General features: G+C 39.8%; 6 protein-coding genes. All 6 read right to left on the reverse strand.

The genetic code is table 11. The features are described 5' to 3' along the window. A partial coding sequence (locus FT993_RS03160; protein ID WP_147861092.1) for a hypothetical protein occupies positions 1-4202 on the reverse strand: 4202 nt, incomplete at its 3' end. A 229-nt stretch (positions 4203-4431) separates the two neighbouring features. Then, positions 4432-6312: an OmpA family protein gene (locus tag FT993_RS03165; RefSeq protein WP_147861093.1), complete on the reverse strand. Its 1881-nt coding sequence runs from the start codon at positions 6310-6312 to the stop codon at positions 4432-4434. Between the two features lie 26 nt (positions 6313-6338). Beyond that, positions 6339-7250, reverse strand: a complete 912-nt coding sequence (locus tag FT993_RS03170; protein ID WP_147861094.1) for a type IX secretion system membrane protein PorP/SprF — start codon at positions 7248-7250, stop codon at positions 6339-6341. Positions 7251-7313: 63 nt separating this feature from the next. Further along, positions 7314-10115 carry a gliding motility-associated C-terminal domain-containing protein gene (locus tag FT993_RS03175; RefSeq protein ID WP_147861095.1) on the reverse strand — a complete coding sequence of 934 codons (2802 nt, stop codon included), beginning with the start codon at positions 10113-10115 and terminating at the stop codon, positions 7314-7316. Between the two features lie 61 nt (positions 10116-10176). Beyond that, positions 10177-14295 (reverse strand): T9SS type A sorting domain-containing protein, encoded by a 4119-nt coding sequence (locus FT993_RS03180; RefSeq protein WP_147861096.1) that lies wholly within the window; start codon positions 14293-14295, stop codon positions 10177-10179. A gap of 89 nt (positions 14296-14384) precedes the next feature. Further along, positions 14385-20297 carry a GEVED domain-containing protein gene (locus tag FT993_RS03185; RefSeq protein WP_147861097.1) on the reverse strand — a complete coding sequence of 1971 codons (5913 nt, stop codon included), beginning with the start codon at positions 20295-20297 and terminating at the stop codon, positions 14385-14387. Between the last annotated feature and the right edge of the window lie 82 nt (positions 20298-20379).

Here is a 20379-nt window from a genome sequence, read left to right on the forward strand (position 1 = left end):
TAGGTCAGGGTGAAATTAGCTGGTGTTGCTTCATTGGCCAAAATGGCTGCAGATTGACTGGTTAAGTCAAAGGTCTGCACACCATTTTGCGCATCGTCACAAGCTTCTAAAGCCGGTAGGTTGGTCACTAGGTCTGGGCTAGGCAATACATTAAGGTTCACTGCAATCGTATTGTAACAACCAGCAGGGCCGTTATCTTCTACTCTTGCATAAACTGTAGTAGTTACTGTACTGTAATTCATTGGTAGCGTTGCCGTTGCGTTGTCTGCATCGGCTTGTGTAGGATGGTAGGTAGTGGTTACACTTCCTGCCGCTCCACCTTCAATAGTCGCCGTTAGGCTGGCTAAAATAAAAGTTTCGCTACCGTCTAAATTTGCATCACACAATTCAAGTGGTCCCGCAGGATTCACTGTTGGTGAAGCCACTACTTCTAAATCTAATTGATCTACCATAGTACAACCTGTTGTGGTGTCTTCAATCAATACATAAATAGTCTGATTATAAGGGGTTGTATTATCATAGTTATTAGCTAAAGTATTGGTATTAGCCGCATTTGCATCTGCCTGAAGCTCATAATAACTCAAGTTAAGATTAGCAAAACCAGCTGTTATTTGTGCGGTTGCTACACTTAAATCAAAAGTGGCAAGACCATCTTGTGCCCCTTGATCACAAATAGAGTACAAATTAGGCGTATTATACGTTGGCAATGGATTTACTACAAGGTCAAAACTAATGGTTGCAATACAAGTATTAGCCCCCTCTACTTCAACCACAATACTTTGCGGATTGCTTATGTTGTCATAAGCAGTAAGGTTAGCACCAGGTATAGGCGTACCGCTATTATAGTCGGTTTGACTCGCATAATAAGTTAAGCTTGCACCAGCGGGATTAGCCATATTAGCAGTAATTGCCGCCGCTTGTGAAGTCAAATCAAAGGTTTGAACACCGTTTTGAGCATCGTCACAAGCTTCTAAATTAGGTATAGAAGCAGGAAGATTTGGCGCATCACCGATTTCTAAATCAATGGCTACTGTATCATAACAGCCTGCACCAGAAGTGTCTTCTAAACGTGCATAAATAGTAGTAGTTGCACCACTAGCTGTATAAGGCGAATTTAAAGCAGCTGTACCGGCTTGAGCATTAGCCAAGCTTGCATGATAGGTTACTGCTAAGTTAGCTCCACCTCCAGATATGGTATTATCCATAGCGGTTAATACAAAATCTTCGCTACCATCGCCATCATTGTCACAGGCAAAAAGCGGACCAGCAGGATTGGCTACTGGAGCAGGAGTAACATCTAAAGTTAATGGCTCTACTACATAACAACCGTTAGAAGTGTCTTCTATGTAAACGTAAATCGTTTGTTGGTTGGCAGTAGTATTGGTATAGTTTAAAGGCAATAAATCGTTAGGGTCTTGTGCATCGGCTCCCGCTTGGGTTTCATAGAAGTCTACCGAAGTATTCGGGTTTCCTCCTATAATTTGATTTGCCGCTGCATTTAGATCAAACTGCGTAAATCCGTCTTGGGTACCTAAATCACACTCCGCTAAATTTGCAGGGGGATTGTAATTTGGTGGCGTACCTACCACTACATCAAAAGTTGTGATTTCATAACAACCTTCTGCATTCTCTACACGAGCATATACCGTCGTGGTTACTGCCGGACTATAGTTAGTTGGATTGGCAATAGGAGACAAATTATTTTGTGCATTATTTAAATCGTCAAAATAAGTAACGCTAACCGTTATGGTCGCTTGCGCTGAAGCCGCCGCATCTTGAGTGGTTAAATCTACAGTTCCCCCACCACAAATGTTCATATTTGCGATAGTAGCTGGAACAGCAGGCACATCACCGATTAAAATATCTAAAGGCACTACATCATAACAATCGGCAATAGCTGGTATAGCATCTAAACGAATATAAACCGTGGTAGAAGTAGTCACTGTATAGTTATTTATGTTGGCTGCTGGAATCTGTGAAGGGCCAGAACCATTTAAGGCGTCGTTTTGATCTGTCCAATACGTAAAGCTAAGATCTGACGCATTCATACCATCTAATACGGCACTTTGGGTGTTAGGATCTTCTAAATCTACGCTAAAACTAGAACCTGTAGTACCACAGAAAGAAACAGCTGGCGGACAACCGGCAGTAGGACAAATTTTAAAACCATTACTGATTGCTTGTACTGGATAGGTATAGGGTTGCGTACCACCACAATTATTCATCACGTACTCAGCATTACTCACAAAGTTATAAGCACCAAAACCTGCTGGAATATCAGTTTGATTAATAGTGTAGTAATAATAACCGGTTACAGGATCTGTACTTACTGTTGAAGGTACTGGAGTGTAGACCTTATTCCCATTAGAATCAAAAATATCAAACTGCAATTCATTTAACTGCCCACCGATAGGTGTATCATAATCAAAATATACATCTATAGGGAACTGTGGGTTCAAAGCAGGTAGCGCTGGCGCGCAATTAGGATCTTGAGGAACATCGAATAAAGAACAAGAGGCGTACGGATCTGTTCCGTCATCCACAGGAACAATAGATAAATAACCGAAAGCTGAATCATCGCAAACTCCTGCTACATCATCTCCGGTATAAAAGTTATCTAGATAACCTGTCGCCCAGTGGCCACTTAAATCACAGTCACCAATAGTTACTTGCAATTTAGCTTTTTGCCCTTGTAACTCACCGGTATTTAATTTGATACAAGACCAAGTACTATAAATTATAAGATCTGTTGCCCCAGGATTAGCTATATTAAATATACAATCTTCAGGATTTGACACCACACAACGGGTTTGTACTAAATTTCCATTTTCGTCAAAAACCCGAATCGTCATAAAAGGCTGATCATCAAAAGCGTGATCGGCAGGATTCTCAAAAACCAAAGCAAAATCAAAAACAAGCACTTCGCCTGCGATAAATTCTTTTTCTAAAATACCAACGGTTCTACCTCCTCCAGTGTTATCATTCAACTTAATAGAGTTAGCAGAACAACCAAAAGGACTGGTGGTGGGAACATATACTGAATAAGGCGTCAAAACCGGTATATTATTACCAGCGGTAGCATACGAAATCGCTGCAGCTTGATCATTGGCAGGTATACTGGCTCCATTTATAAGTGTTGCTCCAGGCATATAATCCATCCCTTGACAAGCCGAAATACTACCAAAAGAATTAGAATAAAAGTCAAAACCAGCTGGATTAAAATTACCACCTTGGTCTTGGAAACCTGAATTTTCCAAACACGCACACTCTTGTTCCGTCACCGTAATGGCCAATAAGTCACTTTCACAACCCAATACGGTTTGACTTACGTAATAGGTTTGTCCTTGAACCAAAGCCGTGCTAGTTGGAATAACTGTTGTACCCGCTGCATCTGAGTACCAAGTTAAATTTTGACCACAAATAATTAAATCTTCTACGGTGTCACCGGGCTGGGCAGGAAAACCTGCAGCCGCCCAAGTGGCCGCTGTACAAAATTCTTGCACACTGGCCGCTTCGGGAACTGGCGATTTGGAACTGATTTGCACCGGTACCAAAGCACAACCTAAACCTAAATCGGCATAGTAAATCTCGTTGAATTGCAATTGGGTATTACTCGGTAAAGCGGTGGTTCCCGCTGCATCATCATACCAAGTAATACTAGGGTAATTCCCCAAAATAGGGATATCGTTTTCTAAATCAGTTAAATCTTTTACATCTCCCCTACACAAGTCGTCATAAGTAAACCCAGTGGTAATTAAAGTAATATCAAAAGTATCTTGACCACAACCTGGTATGGTAAAGGTACCGGTATATTGGTAACTGGTATAATCTTGCGCCCCAATATCTGGGTTGGTGTTACCAGCACCACCTGCGTGCGGGTTACCGTTCCAATACACACTAGGCAATGGAGGTGAGGTTTGACCTGAGGCTCCTCCTGGATTTGGCAATGGCCCCGTTTGACCAGGAGCCACATAAATCCAATCATTATTGTTTAACGTAAAAGTTAGTGGTGCACCCACAGCATCTTCGAGTGTAATTTCCAATTCATAGGCCGGATCTACAATATAGAGTCCGGTAGCTGGATCGGCACAAAGCACAGGTGCGCTAGGATCTGTATACGCCACCGTAAGGTTAGGTGTACATTGCCCAAACGCCGCAAACCTAGCGAGTACTAACAGTAGTAGTAGGGTAATTTTCTTCATAAGTAATCTTTTAATCCAAGTTTTTATCTTAATGGTTACTTATAAAACAACTAAGTAAGGAAAACTCCTACCTCAAAGTTGTTTTATTTATGATAATTTTTGAGTTTCGAAATTTAAACAATTTTTTGGACTTCTCTTAACAAGTATTTAACCTTTCTTTTAAAAATATGAAAACAAAAAAAAGCCTGTGAACAATCACAGGCTTTTATGAGATTAAAAATAAGCTAAGCTATTCTTTAACAATCTTAAATTCAGATCTACGGTTTTCTTGGTATTGCTCTTCTGTACAAGGTGAACATTCAACTTTTGGTTGACTCTCCCCGTAACCTTCTCCATCAATACGACTTGCATCTATACCTTGATCGATAACATATTGTACCGTACTCTTAGCTCTAGCTTGAGACAACTGTAAGTTGTAAGCTTCAGAACCGCGTTTATCGGTATGCGCACGAACAAAAATCTTTAAGCTGTCGTGTTTTTTCATAATTGCCACCAATCTGTCTAGCTCATAAGCACCTTCTTTGGTTATAGCCGACTTATCAAACTCGAAGTAGATAGGATTTAACACGATTTCTTCTTCTTGAATCATCGGTTTAATCGGCGTAAGCTCGATAGTGATTTTCTTAGGTCCTTCTACACTCGTTACAGCAGCCGAATTACTTTCGTATTCTCCTGCATTAACTTGAACCGTATAATCTTCTTGTGAAGAAAGAACAAATTTAGCATTTCCTTTTGCGTTGGTACCGGCAGATTTAAGCTTCTCTTCTGCTTGGTTATACACCGCCACTTCTGCATTGGTAATGCTTTCGCCTGTTTCCATATTGATTACGTGTACCATAAGCTCTAGATCTCTGATGATATCTTTGAACATATAGATATTATCGTTAGCGATATTTTCTAAAACCTCGCCACGATTTGAACTTACAAAACCGTATTCTTTACTTGGGTAATAGGCAAATGCGAAATCATCTCCTTCGCTATTGATCGGTTTACCGATATTGATTACTTGACCGTTTTCGTATTTAAAAACATCTAATCCTCCTACTCCTAAATGTCCATCACTTGAGAAGTATAAGATTCCGTTTTCATCTACAAACGGGAAACTTTCTCTACCCGAAGTATTGATTGCAGTACCCAAATTTTGAGGCGAACCAAAAGTACCGTCCTCGTTGATGCTCACTTTATATAAGTCTGATTGACCTTCTCCTCCTGGCATATCGCTAGAGAAGTAAAGCGTACGACCATCAGGGCTAAGTGCAGTGTGACCTGTAGAATAGTTGGAGTTGTTAAAAGGCAAAGGCTGTACATCTGCCCATTCGCCTTCTAATAAAGTAGCTTTAAAAACCTTTAATTGGTTGATTCCTGTGCTATCCTTTTCGTAATCACCGTCGTAATAATCATTACGCGTAAAATACATAGTTTGCCCGTCTGGAGTAATACTCACTGTACCTTCGTGGTACTTAGAGTTTACATCCCCTGGTATCAAACTAGCCTCTGTATATTCACCAGCCATTTTGGTAGCCACATAAACATCTAAGGTTGGTTGCTTGTTCCACCCGTAATCTTTTCTTGATTTATTACGTGAAGAAACAAAGTACAATTGATTATTGAACTCATAAGCTCCAAAATCTGAAAGTTCTGAGTTCAAGTTCTCTAAAGCCATCATTTCGTAAGCAGGTTGCTTGCTTAACAAATCTTGCATATAGTTAGGATTTGCCATAAAGCTACGTGCTCTACCGTCTCTTGGAAACTTTTGTGCAAAATCTTGCATAGCCTTTTGCGCTAAGTCATACTTTTTGTTGGCTTTTAGCATTTGAGCATAGTTGTAATACTCATCTGCCGAAGCATCTTCTGCAGTCTCTAGGTACAATTTATAATAACGCTCTGCTTCTTTGGTGTTGTAAAGATTGTAGTAGCTTTTGGCTAATCTCCCATACACATATGCATCTGCGTCTCCGTCTTCTACGATATCTAAATATTTGTCGGCTGCTTTTACATATTGCAAGCGCTCAAAATATTTGTCGGCCTTTTTGGCATCGTAATTTTGTGCAAAGCCCATGGTCATAGAACCCATAAAGCCAAGTATAAATAAATAATATATTTTTCTCATAATTAAATTCACTTAAGTTTTTAGCATTAGAAGTAACGAGGCGATCTATAGGTTTTCTTGTTGAAGAACACATCAAATATGATGAAGGCTTCGTACGAAGGCTCATCAATATCTGAAATTGAGTTATCATATGCAAAACCAATATGCATCCAATCGGTTGCTCTAACTCCTACCAAACCACTGATAGCATCTTCATAACGGTAAGAAGCCCCTATTTCAAAACGGTCATAGAATAAAAAGTTAGCATTCAGATCGAATGACAAAGGCGATTCAAATGAAGCCTTAACTAAGGTAGAAGGTTTAAACTTTAAGTTTTCTCCTAACTGAAAAACGTAACCTGCCGTTGCAAAGTAATGCATTTCTTCATTACCATACTCTCTCCCGTCTGGATCTGCATCAAGGTGAGTTGACTTAAGAAAGTTTGGCGCCGATAAACCGATGTAGTAATTATCTCCGTAAAGCAAAACACCGGCACCTACATTAGGGTAGGTATTGTTGATGTTACTGGCAAATGCTGGATCTGCAGTATCATCTAATTGCAGGCTATTCAAGTTAACATCGTGAAAAGTAGCTCCCGCTTTAAGACCAAAAGCCAACTTGGTAGTTGCCCCTAAGTTTAAAGTATACGAGAAATCTGCATACACGTTAGTTTCTTTTACAGGCCCTATTTCGTCTGAAATAGCCGATAGTCCTAATCCTGTTTTTTCTCCTACCGGTGAATGAGCCGAAAAAGTGAATGATTTAGGCGCACCGTCTAGACCACTCCACTGATCTCTGTACAATAAGCCTATACTCAAGTTCTCTTTTGAGCCGGCATATGCGGGGTTCACCACGTTCATATTGTACATATACTGCGTATACTGTGGATCTTGCTGCGCTTGGGCGTCAAAACCGAAAAGCGACATCCCTGCGAACAGTAAAATATATAGTTTTTTCATATTTAATATTTCAAGTTTTATAAAGCACCCCACCCGTGGGTTGGGGTGCTTGCTATACAATTATTAATTAGCCTCACGGTTAATGTAAATCCAACCTTTTTTAGATTTACCAAAAACAGCATCTTCTTGCTTGAATTCGATCACATAGAAATAAGTTCCTGTTGGTAATTTATTTCCATCTTTATCTTGACCGATGAATGAATCTCTGTAATTGTTCTTTTCAAAAACAATTCTTCCATATCGGTTGAAAACCTGCAAAGAGCTTATTCCTGTTCTGTCATCTAAGAAAGATAAATCAAAATTATCATTTTCTCCTGGTGTAGTATCAGGCGATAAACCTTCTGAAATTACACAATTTTCATTGGCATAAAATCCTACGTTAACCATTGCTTCTCCGAAGCAATTACCTACTCCTACTTGATTTACTCTTACTTTATAAACACCTGCTTCACTTACGTTAAGCATAGTTCCTGTTTCTCCAGTAATTTCAACATCATCTCTAAACCAAGTAAATTCAAGGCCACTAGTATCGGTGAAGTTAGAAACATCGGCCATTAATTGGTTAGAATCACCCGAACAGAAAGTAATATCGTCTCCTAACGAAACAATTGGCTGGATAGCAAGTTGTACGTTAATCATTTCGGTTACTGTACAACCCTCGTAAGTTACATCAACTGAGTAGTCTCCAGATTCGGTAACATCTATACTAGGAGTGGTTTCACCATTACTCCAAGCGTAGGTTACCTGACTCATATCCATACCCGCTGTAGTATTGTCAATAATATTAGCGGTAATCGTATAAGAAGAATTACTACAAATTTCTACCATAGGGTCTCCTAAATCTACATCAAACTCTATTACTTCTACGTTTACGGTTTCTGAAACCTCACAATCGTTATTCCATACTGTAAAAGTATATTGACCTGGCTCTGTAGCGGTATAATAACTACCTGTATGTGGTAACTGCACACCGTCTTTGAACCATACATATCTAATATCTTCTAGATCTGCTAAGTTATCTGGTGTAGCTACAATATTTGTAGAAACCGATGAACTAGACCCACAAACGGTTCTATCGGTATCGATATTGATTACTGGCAACGCATCCACATTTAGCTCAACTTTTACTAAGTAGTAGCAATCACTTCCGGTAACACCGTTTGGATTCCAATCTACACGAGCATAAATAACTTGCTCATAAGCAATGGTATTGTTATAAGCCGATAGGTTGGTAATTTCATTTCCACTTGCTGCAAAAGCATCTGCCTCGGTTTCGTAGTAAGTGATATCTAGATCACCTGCCGCCCAAGAAGCTTGAATTTGAGGTGTTGCTTGAGTTAGATCAAAAGTACCGATACCTGTTCCTGTATCATCACAAACCGTGATTGGTGCAGGACATCCTGCATCTGGACAAATATCTATAGAGAATTGATCATCAATAGGCACCACTTGTGGTCGACCACAGTTTAATCCGAACTCAGCATAGGTCTCAAAATTAAAGTCTCCGTATGGCGAAGCATTTACATCTTGTGCCGTTACGGTAAAACAGAAAGTTCCGTTTACCGGATCTAATACAGGATTGGTAAGTGACCCAACCACTGTATTATTTTGTAAAATATCTAATCTGAATTCGTCAATTGTAGCAGGATTACCTGAGCTCTGTGGTAACACATAAGTACCACAAACCTCTAATGGGAAAGGTAAAGCATCGGCAATATTAGAAGTACCACAAGCACCCGTAGTTGTGCTGGTTGCTCCAATCACACAGCCTTCATCACCATTATTACCAGAAGTTTCTAAATTATCAATCGCAACGTAACCAAAGGCAGGATCATCACAATTTGCATCTGCTTCGTCTCCTACAAACAAGTCATCTACATAAGTATACCCGAAGTGTCCTCCTAAGGTACAGTCGGTTGCTGTAAACTCAACACGTACACGTTGACCAATTAAACCAAGTGTATTAATTTTAACACAAGACCATTCGCTAAATAAAAGATCATTTCCAGGGTCAGGTGTAAAAATACAGTCTGTAGGGATAGATATAATACATCTGTCAGCATACAAATCGCCTGAAGCTACATCATATACTCTTACTTGGAAGTGAGGCAACTCATCGAAAGCGTGTTCATTTGAAGGATCTTCTAAAATCATAGAAAAATTAAAAACAAACACCTCACCGGCCACAAACTCGGTTGTTGCGTGCGCTACTTGACCAGTACTGTTGCTATTCAATCTAAGTGAACGCTGAGAGTTCGGATTGTTAGGGTTGGTCGTAGGCACATTAGCCACTTGCACAGTTGGGTCTATTCCCGAAGCTACAATCGATGCATCTTGGTCACCACCTGTTATAGTTGCAGCTCCTAAAGTGGTACCCCCACAAGTTTTATGACCAACCTGATAGGGTTGCTTATAAAAGCTATATCCGGAATAATCGGCTTGTCCATCTTGTGTTTCAAAAGTTCTGTTTTCTATACAACCACAGCCCTTGTCGTTTACCGTAACAACCAGCGGGGTACTTTCGCAACCTCCGGCTGGAGTTTGAGTTACATAATAAGTAGCTCCATCTACCATTTCTTCGGCTGATGGATTAGCAATTGGGTTTCCAGGAACCCCATTGTTATCATCATACCAGGTTAAATTCTCACCAGAGATAAGTAAATCGGTTAAAACATCTCCTTCAGAAACGTTAAAGCCTCCATTATTCCAGCTGGTTTGAGAACAAAAATCTTGTAAGGATTCTCCAACCGGTGGCGGGGTGGTACATTGAGCCATTGCCGAATTGATAGAGAAACCTAAAACACCAACCAATATAACCAACCAACGGGTATCTATTAGCGGTAAGTTGAGTAATTTCATATTCATTTTATTAAAGTTTTATAAGAGCAAGCTCAGTAATAACTAAGCTTGCTCATATTTTAATTGATTAATCTCTTATTATTCTAACCATTTTAGCGGTTTGATTCGATACTACCTTCACAAAATAACTACCCGAGGCTAATGCACTAAAGTCAATTTGCGCACGGTTATTATTTACTTGCTTCACCATAATTTGCTTACCAGAAATGTCATACACTTCTAAACGTTCCATTTCAATTTGGTTTTCGAAGTTAACCAAGCTTGAAGTTGGGTTCGGGTAAAAATTAAATCCGATAAAAGCTGGATTAGCACTACTTAAGTTATTGGTATCGAAGTTAATTGTTTCTGTATTACTTCTTACTGGGTTAGCACTATTTCCGTCACAAATCGTTGAGAACTCTAAGGTATAATCTTCATCTAGCGCTAAGTTTTGGAATATAGCGAAGTCATTACCTACGGCCACATTCTTTTGTGCTATTTGATTTGATTGGCTATCTAAAAGAATTAACTCATAATCAACCACACCATCTAACATGGCCGGCTCTGTCCAAGTTACCACTATGCCTGCGGTGGTAGAGCCTGGTTGCTTAGATGCGCTTACTGTTACATTAGTAGCTTCTGGACACTCCATTGCCACTGTCACAGCAAGATAATCGCTTTCACAATTACCTGTAGACTGTGTTACATAGTAAGTTTGTCCATCGCTTAATGGCTCATTGATGGTTACCTGTTGGTAATCACCATTATTATCTAAAACATACCACTTCAAGTTGGTTCCTGTTACCACTAAATCACTAATTGTTCCTGAACCTGTATAGGTTTGGTTAGCCGCTCCAGTAGGTGCAACTACCTCGGTTACATTTACTGTTATAGTATTGTTCACCGGGTTACAACCTAAAACATCTAAGCTTGCGGTATAAGTAGTTTGCCCGTTAGTATTTCCTTTTACGTAAACCACAGAGGCTGGTGAACCATCATAAGGTAAAGTCGCTTGATCATCAAAATATAAATCGGTAGTAGGTGTCCATTCTACTTGTGCATCTAGGTAAGATCTTGCAACTGAGACATTGTCTACAGCCCAATACCATCCCCAACCGCCTACGTGTCGGAAACGTACGCGTACATCATTAGAACCTGTATAGTTAGAAAGATCGATAGTTTGCATAGCAAAATTATCTGCTGTACCTACATCAGGAGAAGGGGTATCATACTCCTTCAACAACTGCCAAGCACCTTGATCTACAGACACTTCAACTCTAGCCGAAGTAGTTTGATTAGTCATATTACTAAAATATCCTCTAAAGTATTGGTAGAAAGTTAATTCTGCCGAAGACACTCCTGCTAAATCGATAGAAGGTGAAACCAAACTAGCATCCAAATTAGCTCCAGGCCCTAAGTCATCTGCATTTGAAATATAGAACGAAGAATTATCGTTACTAGATATTGAACTCAAGTTTATACCATAAGGAGAACTCACTTGCACCCAATCTGAAGAATTTGGATTCAATCCAGTTACCTGAACGGTTGAATTATTTAGATTTGTCCATCCCATTGGTCCCGATTCGAAATCATAAATAATACTACCTGCTTCTAAAGCAACTACATCATTCTTACAAATATCTAGGCTTGTGGGCGCTACAGGTAAGAAGCTAACTCCTTTAGTGATAATGTCAATAGTATTTACATACTCACAGTTGGTTACTGAATTAACAGCAGTAACGGTATAAGTGGTATTTCCGTTTGGATTAACGGTAATATTAGCACCAGTGTCGGTCTGCAATTGACCACCACTATTCCATTCCCATGTATATACATAATCTGGGTCTGTACTAGTTACCGATAAATTCACAGGGTCACCTACACAAACTAAAGTGTTATCTGCCGTAACAGTAGTTGGAATAATGTCTTCAACAACAGCGTCAACTTGGGTTCTTGTTGTTTCACAAAGAACGGTAGGTCCTGTAATGGTCCAATTATAGAAGTAATAATAATTACTTGAAGTTCCAAAACTTGTTCTACCCCCGGTAACTTCACCCGACTGCCCTAAAGCATATGGGAATGTTGAATTACCTGAAGTACTGTATAATAAATTCGCATTATTGGTTTTAACCAAACGGTAAGTACCTGGATTAGTAATTTCCCAATTTAAATTCACTTTGGTTAAAGTAGGGTTATTTGAAGTACCACTATTTAATGGGACTAATGCAACATCACCTGTTGGGTTTCCACTTCCATCTTGCAATTCTAAAGCTAGATTACCTGAACCAGCAGAATATACATCTAAACTAACAATGGTCATGGGTTGGTTTACCGTAAAATCTAGACCATAATTGGTAGAACTTGAAGTTGAAATGGTAGTAGGTCCTGGCTTGGCCTGACCGTTAATTTGACCTTCTCCTAAAAACACTTCAGACACCCAGTAAGGAGTAGTCTGCGTTAAGTTAGGAGTGGTAAATGAACTACCCACCGCTACTACTTCTCCGCCGGTTGGCGCGTTATACCAATAAATTTTAGTAGGATCTGCTGCGGTAGCTTGTAAAGTCATTGATCCAGATTCACAAACATAAGCACTGGTTGTACTGGTAATTCCTGCTAAATCGGAATTACAATCAAACTCATCAAAAGTTACCTGCAAAGCTGGACTTTCACAAGTTCCAATATTTTGAGTCACCCAATATACGTCTTGGTCATTTAGATTAATACTAGCCAGATTGGTAGTAATTGCAGCTCCTTGCGCACCGTTATTATCTTGGTACCAAGTTAAAGTAGCTCCTGTTATAGTAGGCTGAACCCCTAAAGATGAATCTGAAAAATCATTCAAAGTTTGACCTGATACAAATTGTATATTACTAGCACCGTTTGGAGGCGTCCAGGTATTACAATCAAATCCTTCGATATCAAAAGTGAAAGACGCATCTAATGGCTCAAAAGTATTGTCTGTACTGGCTAGAACAAAGTAATAAGTTTCTCCTTGATTAATAAAAATACTGTTTACATTGATTGGTGTTCCATCATCAGAAAAACCACCTGCAACGCAGAAGTTTCCTATATCGGCACAACTTTCATATACAAACAATCCAACATTAGCGTTGGCCGGTAAATTAGTCACGTTAACCTCAAGAATATCATCCTGCGAACTTGTATATTCATAAACTACTTCATATCCGTTAAGGATAGCGGTAGCTACTCCACAATTAGCACCTGGTGTTCCTGATTCAAAATCACCATAAACCATAGTCTGGCCAGATTGAGTATAAGGAAGATCGGCTGCAACTGGATTATTTGGGTCTGCATTAATCACTAAAGGATCATTACAGCTCGAACCAATTGCAATGGTTTGAAACTCTACTACTTCAGACCAACTGCTATCTCCATTTGTTCCTCCACAAAGGGCTCTTATGTAAACATAATAGTTAGTTGCATCCGTCAATCCTGTTAAACTAATCGAATTGTTACCGGTTACAGTAGTGTTGGTACAAAATGCAACATTCCCAGGTAAACCAGGAAGCGTACAAACAGACACTTCATATTGTGCCGCGTTTGGATTGTTTATGTCTTGCCATGAAATATCTGCACCAGTAGTTGTAATCGAAGTTTCATCGATATCTACATAAACCGGTTGAATACAAGCAAGCTCTTCATAGGCGTAAAAATCATCTATAAAAACTTGAAAGCTACCATTCAGACGGTTGGTAATTAGTTTCCAACCAAAATTTGAACCAGCCGGCAAGTTAGCCGCGGGTATAGTAAAAGAATGATTGGCACAACCCGAAGCTTGCACATCTGTTTGATCTAAAGTTTCGTAGGTAGTCCAAGTGGTTCCACCATCTGCTGTGTACTGCAAGTCAATGGTACCAAAATTACCGGTTACCGGAGTAGTACCATTGGCGCCAGTAATTTTATAGTCAAAAGAGACTGTAATGGCTTCACCAGTGGTAACATTTGGCGACAGATAACGCACGAAAGAACTAAGTGTTGTTGCATTATTCTCTGCTTTTATGGCTTGGTTTCCTTCGCAAGCATTAGAAGTGGTCAAAATAAAAGGCGGCAGAGGAGAGAACCAACCTGGAAAGTCGGTGACCATTGAGCCGTCCTCGAAGTTTTGAGTCTCCAAGACTTGAGAATGTAAATTACTAAACGTCATAAACAAGGTAATGACGCTTAAATACAAGTATATTTTCTTCATATTTAAATAAATTTAGTTGTGTTACAATAATAAGATATTTTTTAACACAGAGAGCAATAAAATTCACTCTCTGTGCTAAAAAAATTACATTAATTTTTAATTAATTTAACAATAACCCAATTACTTCCCACTTTTACACGCATGAAGTATGGACCACTAGCTAAATTACCAACATCAAGGCGAGCTTCGTTAGCTCCTACTTTTTTACTAGCAATTTCTTCGCCTAGCAAGTTATATACGGTCAAACTTTCTATAGGTGAAGTATGCGAAACTTGTATAAAATCAACCATCGGGTTAGGGTAGTATGACAAACCTTCTAGCACTGGGTTGGTTGTACTTAATTCTGAATGCACCGTAATTCCAAGCAATTCACTTTCACATTCATCTGTAGGCGTTTGACTAACATAATAGGTCGTTTGGTCTACTAATGCTTCTGTGGTTGGGTCTGCTATAGGATTGAGTCCGAATGCATCGCTATACCAAGCCAAGTTAGAACCTGTAACCACCAAGTCGCTTACCATATCTCCAGCTCTGAAGCTTTGGTTCCTGTTACCCGCTGGCATTGGTGCTTGATCAAGCACAACTACTGTAACGGCCAACCTTGAAGTACTTTCGCAAGCGTCTACGGTTTGGGTTGCATAGTAAGTTTCTCCATTCACCAAAGGAGTAGCCAATGGTAAAGGCGAGTTACTTGTATTTGAGTCATACCATTGAATATCACTACCAGTAGCTTGCAGATCGCTCACACGCGCATCTTCACAGAAATTTTGTGTGGTCGCACCAGAAGGTACTCCTGTAGGTTGATTATTTACGGTAACCGTTATTGCTTGTCGTGGTGATTCACATAAAACAGTTCCTGTAGTAATAGTCCAATTGTAGAAATAATAATAGTTTGAACTCGTCCCTGTCCCACTGGCGCCATTGGTAATAGAACCATACGAACCACCAGGACCGATGTCATAAGGGAAGTTATTTCCTGAAAAATCACGTATCATACTAGGACCCGACACCGCCTCTAATCTATAAGTTCCTGGTGTAATTGCGAAATTAAGATTCGCAATATAAGACGTAGGATTACTGGTTGTTCCGACTGGAAGCGTAACGGTACGGCTATCTAAAACAGTACCTGATGGGTCTTGCAACTCTATCACCGCTGGACCACCATTTCCTGAACTAAAAAGCTCTACGCTAATTAAATTGAAAGGTTGAGTGGCGTCAAAAATCAATCCATATCCACCAGAAAACGGACTTACTCCAGAGTTTCCTGTCGGGGCCACTTTCCCACTTCCTGAGCTGGCTGACTCGCCATCGATATACACTTCGGTAGCGTAGAAAGTAGTAGTATTACTCACATCTGGCGAATAATTTGGACCTACATTAATTAATTGACCAGCAGTTGCTGCATCATACCAATAAACTTCTGAACCAACACCAGATGGGGTTGCTGTTAAGTCAACTACACCACCGGGAGCACAAATAGTAGTATCTCCTGAGGTTGTGATTCCCATTAAATTACAATCAAATTCAACTGGGGTAATGGCAAAGGTCGCACTTTCACAACCCAAGATTGTCTGGGTTACATAGTAAGTAGTACCACTTACAAGAGCTGTACTGGTCGGGATTGAAATTGTACCCGCTGCATCACTATACCAATTAAAACCAGTATTATGTACAGAACCAGTTACCTCTAAATCAGCAATCGTTTCACCTGCTATAAAATAAGGTGCTTGATCACCTTGAGGAAGATCTACGTTTGCGCAGTCTAATCCTTCAATGGTTAAAGTATAATTAGTAGAACCAGACTTAGAACTCACTACAATAAACAATTGCTCACCAGCCTGAACCAAGTAATCTTCAATACTAATTACAGAAGCTCCCTGGTTTTCTACCCCATCAATACAATTTGTTCCTACATCACCACAACTAGAGTACAGGTACATACCCGTTTCTGGATTGGTAATTCCTGACAATTCAATATTAATTATATCATCATTGGCAGGATCTGCAGTATATTGATAAATCACATCATTTCCTCCTAAATATCCTGCTCCCGGACAGTTTGAACCTGGATCTCCATCAAAATTATCACCAAAAACCGAAGTTGAATTGGTATCCACGTAAGTTAAATCGGTATAATTCACTTGAACATCACCAGTTTGGTTGATTGTTGCTGTAACTTTTGTTCTAGGGGACTCACAAATTACTTGTCCCATCATTACTAAATAATCGTGGGTTTCTCCAAAACTACCTCCTGCATCACAAGAATCTGTAGGTGCTCCTAACCAACGTGAGGTAACGCGCATTCGTGTAACACCTCCTAAGGCATTTCCTGGAATGGTAATCGAACCACTATGAGCATTCGCTCCACTTGTTGAGGCATAAAGCATCTCTCCTGGATCTTCAAATGAACCGTTCTGATTGGCATCTACCCAAATTTTCACGTAGTGCCCAGAATAATTATGAGTAGTTGAGAAATTATACGTTGAACCCGGCGCCATCATAGCATGTAAACTTGGATCATTAGTAAAGTCTCCATAACCATTAGGAGAACAACCCGTGGCTAGATGATTAATACCTGCATCATTCATAATAAAGTCATTAATATCATCACCTACACCACAATTTTTATTAGGTGGGGTACAATAACTATTAATACCTCCTGATCCTCCACCGGTCTCGGTTTTTACTTCTGCTACCCAATAATCGGTAGTGGTTGTAATCTCTGGAGTTGTAAATGAAGAACCAATTCCTACAATTTGCCCTCCAGTTGCAGCATCAAACCAATAAATATCATCACCTGTACCACTAGCGGTTGCCGTTAAAGTCAACTTTCCTTTACAGCTAGCTGAATCATCTGTTGTTGCCGTGATAGCTAAAGTAGTACAATCTATTTCGTTTACAGTAACTGCTGTTAATCCGCTAATACATCCATTAAAATCTTGACCTACATAGTAAGTAGTTCCATCAACCAAAACAGTCGTATCAGCAATTGGGTTATTCCCTTGCGGATCGCTATACCACACTAAAGTCGCATTAGGTTTTGTGGTATCTGCTTCTAAGTCGGCCAAGGTATCCCCTGCCACGTATTCTTGCGCTGGCGGAGCCGTAGGACTCGTTAAGTTATTACAATCAAAAGGTATAATATCTAAGGTGAATCCAATATGATTAACCAGCCAACTAGAAATTACAATATAATAGGTTTGGCCAGCAGTTACTTGAAAATCTTCTATAGCCATATCATCATCGCTAGGACCTGCCACCAAAGAAGCCACACAACTTGAACCTATATCGTTACAGTCTTCATAAACAAACAAACCAGCATAATATGCAGATAAATCCGAAAGTTCAATATCAACATTTTGTGTGGTAGCTGCAGTAAATTCAAACACCACTTCGTCACCATTTAAATAATTTTCGGTGGTACCACAAGTAGACCCTGGGGTTCCTTGGTACACATTCAAATAGTTTTGTGTATCTCCAGTAAAAGTATAAGGTAAGGCGTTAACCACTAAAGGTACGTCGCAACTTGCCCCTGGCGTAAAGGTTCTAAAATCGTAAGGCCCTTCCCAAGTTCCTAGGTCTCCTCCTCCACAATCGGATTGGATGTAAAACTCATAAGCCGTTCCTTGCGTTAATCCTGTTAAGGTGTAAGGATTATTAGTAGCCACCACGGTGGTTCCTGTGCCCTGTGTAAATCCTGGTGCACCATACTCAATATTCCACTGCGTACCCGCTCCGTTGAAATTCAACCAAGAAATATCTACTTGGGTTAATTGCTCATTAGAAACTTCTACGTCATCAACATCAATACACGGAGGCATTTCTAAAAACTCTACGTCATCAATTAAAATATCATTATAAAACGCACTTCCTGTACCGCTGAAGCCGGTCACTGTAAATCGAACTTGAACGTCTCCGGTGATTGTTAAATTAGATAGACTAAATATATATCTTTTCCAATCTGCGCCAAGTAAGCTATTAATGTTAAGTAATGGATTCCAGTTAGCACCATCAAACACCTCGACATCTATAACATTAATAGCTCCGTCATTGGTATTATTACTAAAAAGGTAAAACTGAACAGCTGGTTCGGTAAGCCCTGAAACATCAATCTTAGGACTCGTCAGGGTACTTACATCACCGTTTGAATTAGTAGAACCGTCCATCCAAGCATAATTAGTACCTCCACCGGGCGTATGATCTGGCGTATTCGCTGCAGCGTAAGCAGGACCAGTACTATATTTCCAAGCCGTATCGCCGCTTTCTGTCCAACAATTAGGCGTAGAAGATCCTGCAAAATCCTCATTCCAAGGGGCTATGAATGTTACACAAGGTGTTGTGATTTGCAAAGGACCCACCCAGTTTCCTGGAGTACCGTTACATACATATCGAATATAAATATCATAATCTGTAGCCGCAGAAAGCCCAGTGATCGTTTCCCCGGCAACACCATCGGTATCATTGATTATGGTACCTGATGTGTTCGGATCAAAGCCGGCAGCACCATAAATTATATCCCAAGTTGAAACATTCCCGCCTTGTTGCCAAGTTACATCTACACTCGAGGCCGTTAAATTAGAGAAAGAAGCATTATACGGGTTGGTACAAGCTGGCATCTCATCAAAGGTTATATCGTCAAGTAAAACATCATTATGAAAGGTACTACCTCCATTTGCTGTGCTTCCTGTGATGGTAAATCGAGCTTGTACAATTGTACCTGTGATATTTGAAGCCGAAAGGTCAATAGCCACTTCTTCCCAAGAAGGCCCTAATAAGGTGTTTAAAGTATAAGCATTCACCCAACCCGAACCGTCGTTTAGCTCAACGTCTAAAATATTTGCCGCTGCAGAATCTGTATTATCGCTAAATACATAAAAAATAAGTGCCGGATCGGTTAAAGTAGACACATCTATTTGTGGCGTGGTTAGCGTACTAGATTCACCATTGGTATTAGTACTACCATCGATCCAGGCATAATTGGTACCACCTCCAGCGGTATGATCTCCGGCATTAGATGCAGCATAATCTGCAGCGGTACTGTACTTCCAAGCGGTATCACCACTTTCAGACCAGCAACTAGGTGTTGAAGAAGAGGAAAAATCTTCAACCCAAGGCAAAGTTACCGCAACACACGGGGTTGCAAAACTAAGTGGTCCTAAAAAATCACTATTTACACCATTACATACGTTTCGAACATATAAATCATATGAGGTGTTAGCACTTAATCCTGAAATGCTTTCGCCTAAGGTACCATCATTATCTATTATTGATGTTCCAGCGGTTAGCGGATCAAAACCAGGTGTACCGTATACAATCTCCCATTGCGTAATCCCAGCTCCAGGCTGAGTCCAACTAACATCTACTCCTGTTGCCGTTAAATTATTTAAATCTATTCCGTATAAATCTGGACAAGTTGTAATTTCATCAAAGCTTACATCATCAATTAAAATATCGTTATGAAAGGTACTTCCTCCATTTGCATTTCCAATAATTTTAAACCGAGCTTGCACATTTCCTGTTACATCAACGTAATCTGCTAAATCAATTACAATTTCTTTCCAACTAGCACCAAGAAGGTAATTTTGTTGATAAGCATTTACCCAACCCGAACCATCATTAAGGTCAACTTCTAAAATATTAACTGCAGAAGAATTGGTGTTATCTGAAAATGCATAAAAAATTAAAGCTGGACTAGTTAAAGTCGACACATCTACATTTGGCGTTTCAAGTGTTGAAGCCTCAGCATTGGTGTTATTACTACCATCTATCCAAGCATAGTTTGTAGTACCTGAAGCCGAATGGTCTGCTACGTTTGAAGCAGCATAACCTGGCGAGGTACTATATTTCCATGCGGTATCTCCTCCTTCGACCCAGCAAGATGGCGTCGACGAGGCCGAAAAATCCTCGCTCCAAGGAGCAGTTAACCCACTACACTGCCCAAAAGACAGCCAGGAGTTTAAAAATATGACGGCAAGCGTCATTAAACAGTATTTTTTTTTCATAAATCATTAATTTTAGGGTAGGTTATATTTAACATTATCTCCAAATATATGGATTTTTTAATGACTTATTAAGATTGTTTAT

The sequence above is a fragment of the Mesonia sp. HuA40 genome (assembly GCF_008017835.1).
GTDB lineage: Bacteria > Bacteroidota > Bacteroidia > Flavobacteriales > Flavobacteriaceae > Mesonia.

Excerpts from the sequence above, each read along its gene's own strand:
- FT993_RS03165 (WP_147861093.1), bottom strand. The coding sequence starts at position 6,312 with ATGAGAAAAATATATTATTTATTTATACTTGGCTTTATGGGTTCTATG.
- FT993_RS03170 (WP_147861094.1), bottom strand. The coding sequence starts at position 7,250 with ATGAAAAAACTATATATTTTACTGTTCGCAGGGATGTCGCTTTTCGGT.
- FT993_RS03175 (WP_147861095.1), bottom strand. The coding sequence starts at position 10,115 with ATGAATATGAAATTACTCAACTTACCGCTAATAGATACCCGTTGGTTG.
- FT993_RS03180 (WP_147861096.1), bottom strand. The coding sequence starts at position 14,295 with ATGAAGAAAATATACTTGTATTTAAGCGTCATTACCTTGTTTATGACG.
- FT993_RS03185 (WP_147861097.1), bottom strand. The coding sequence starts at position 20,297 with ATGAAAAAAAAATACTGTTTAATGACGCTTGCCGTCATATTTTTAAAC.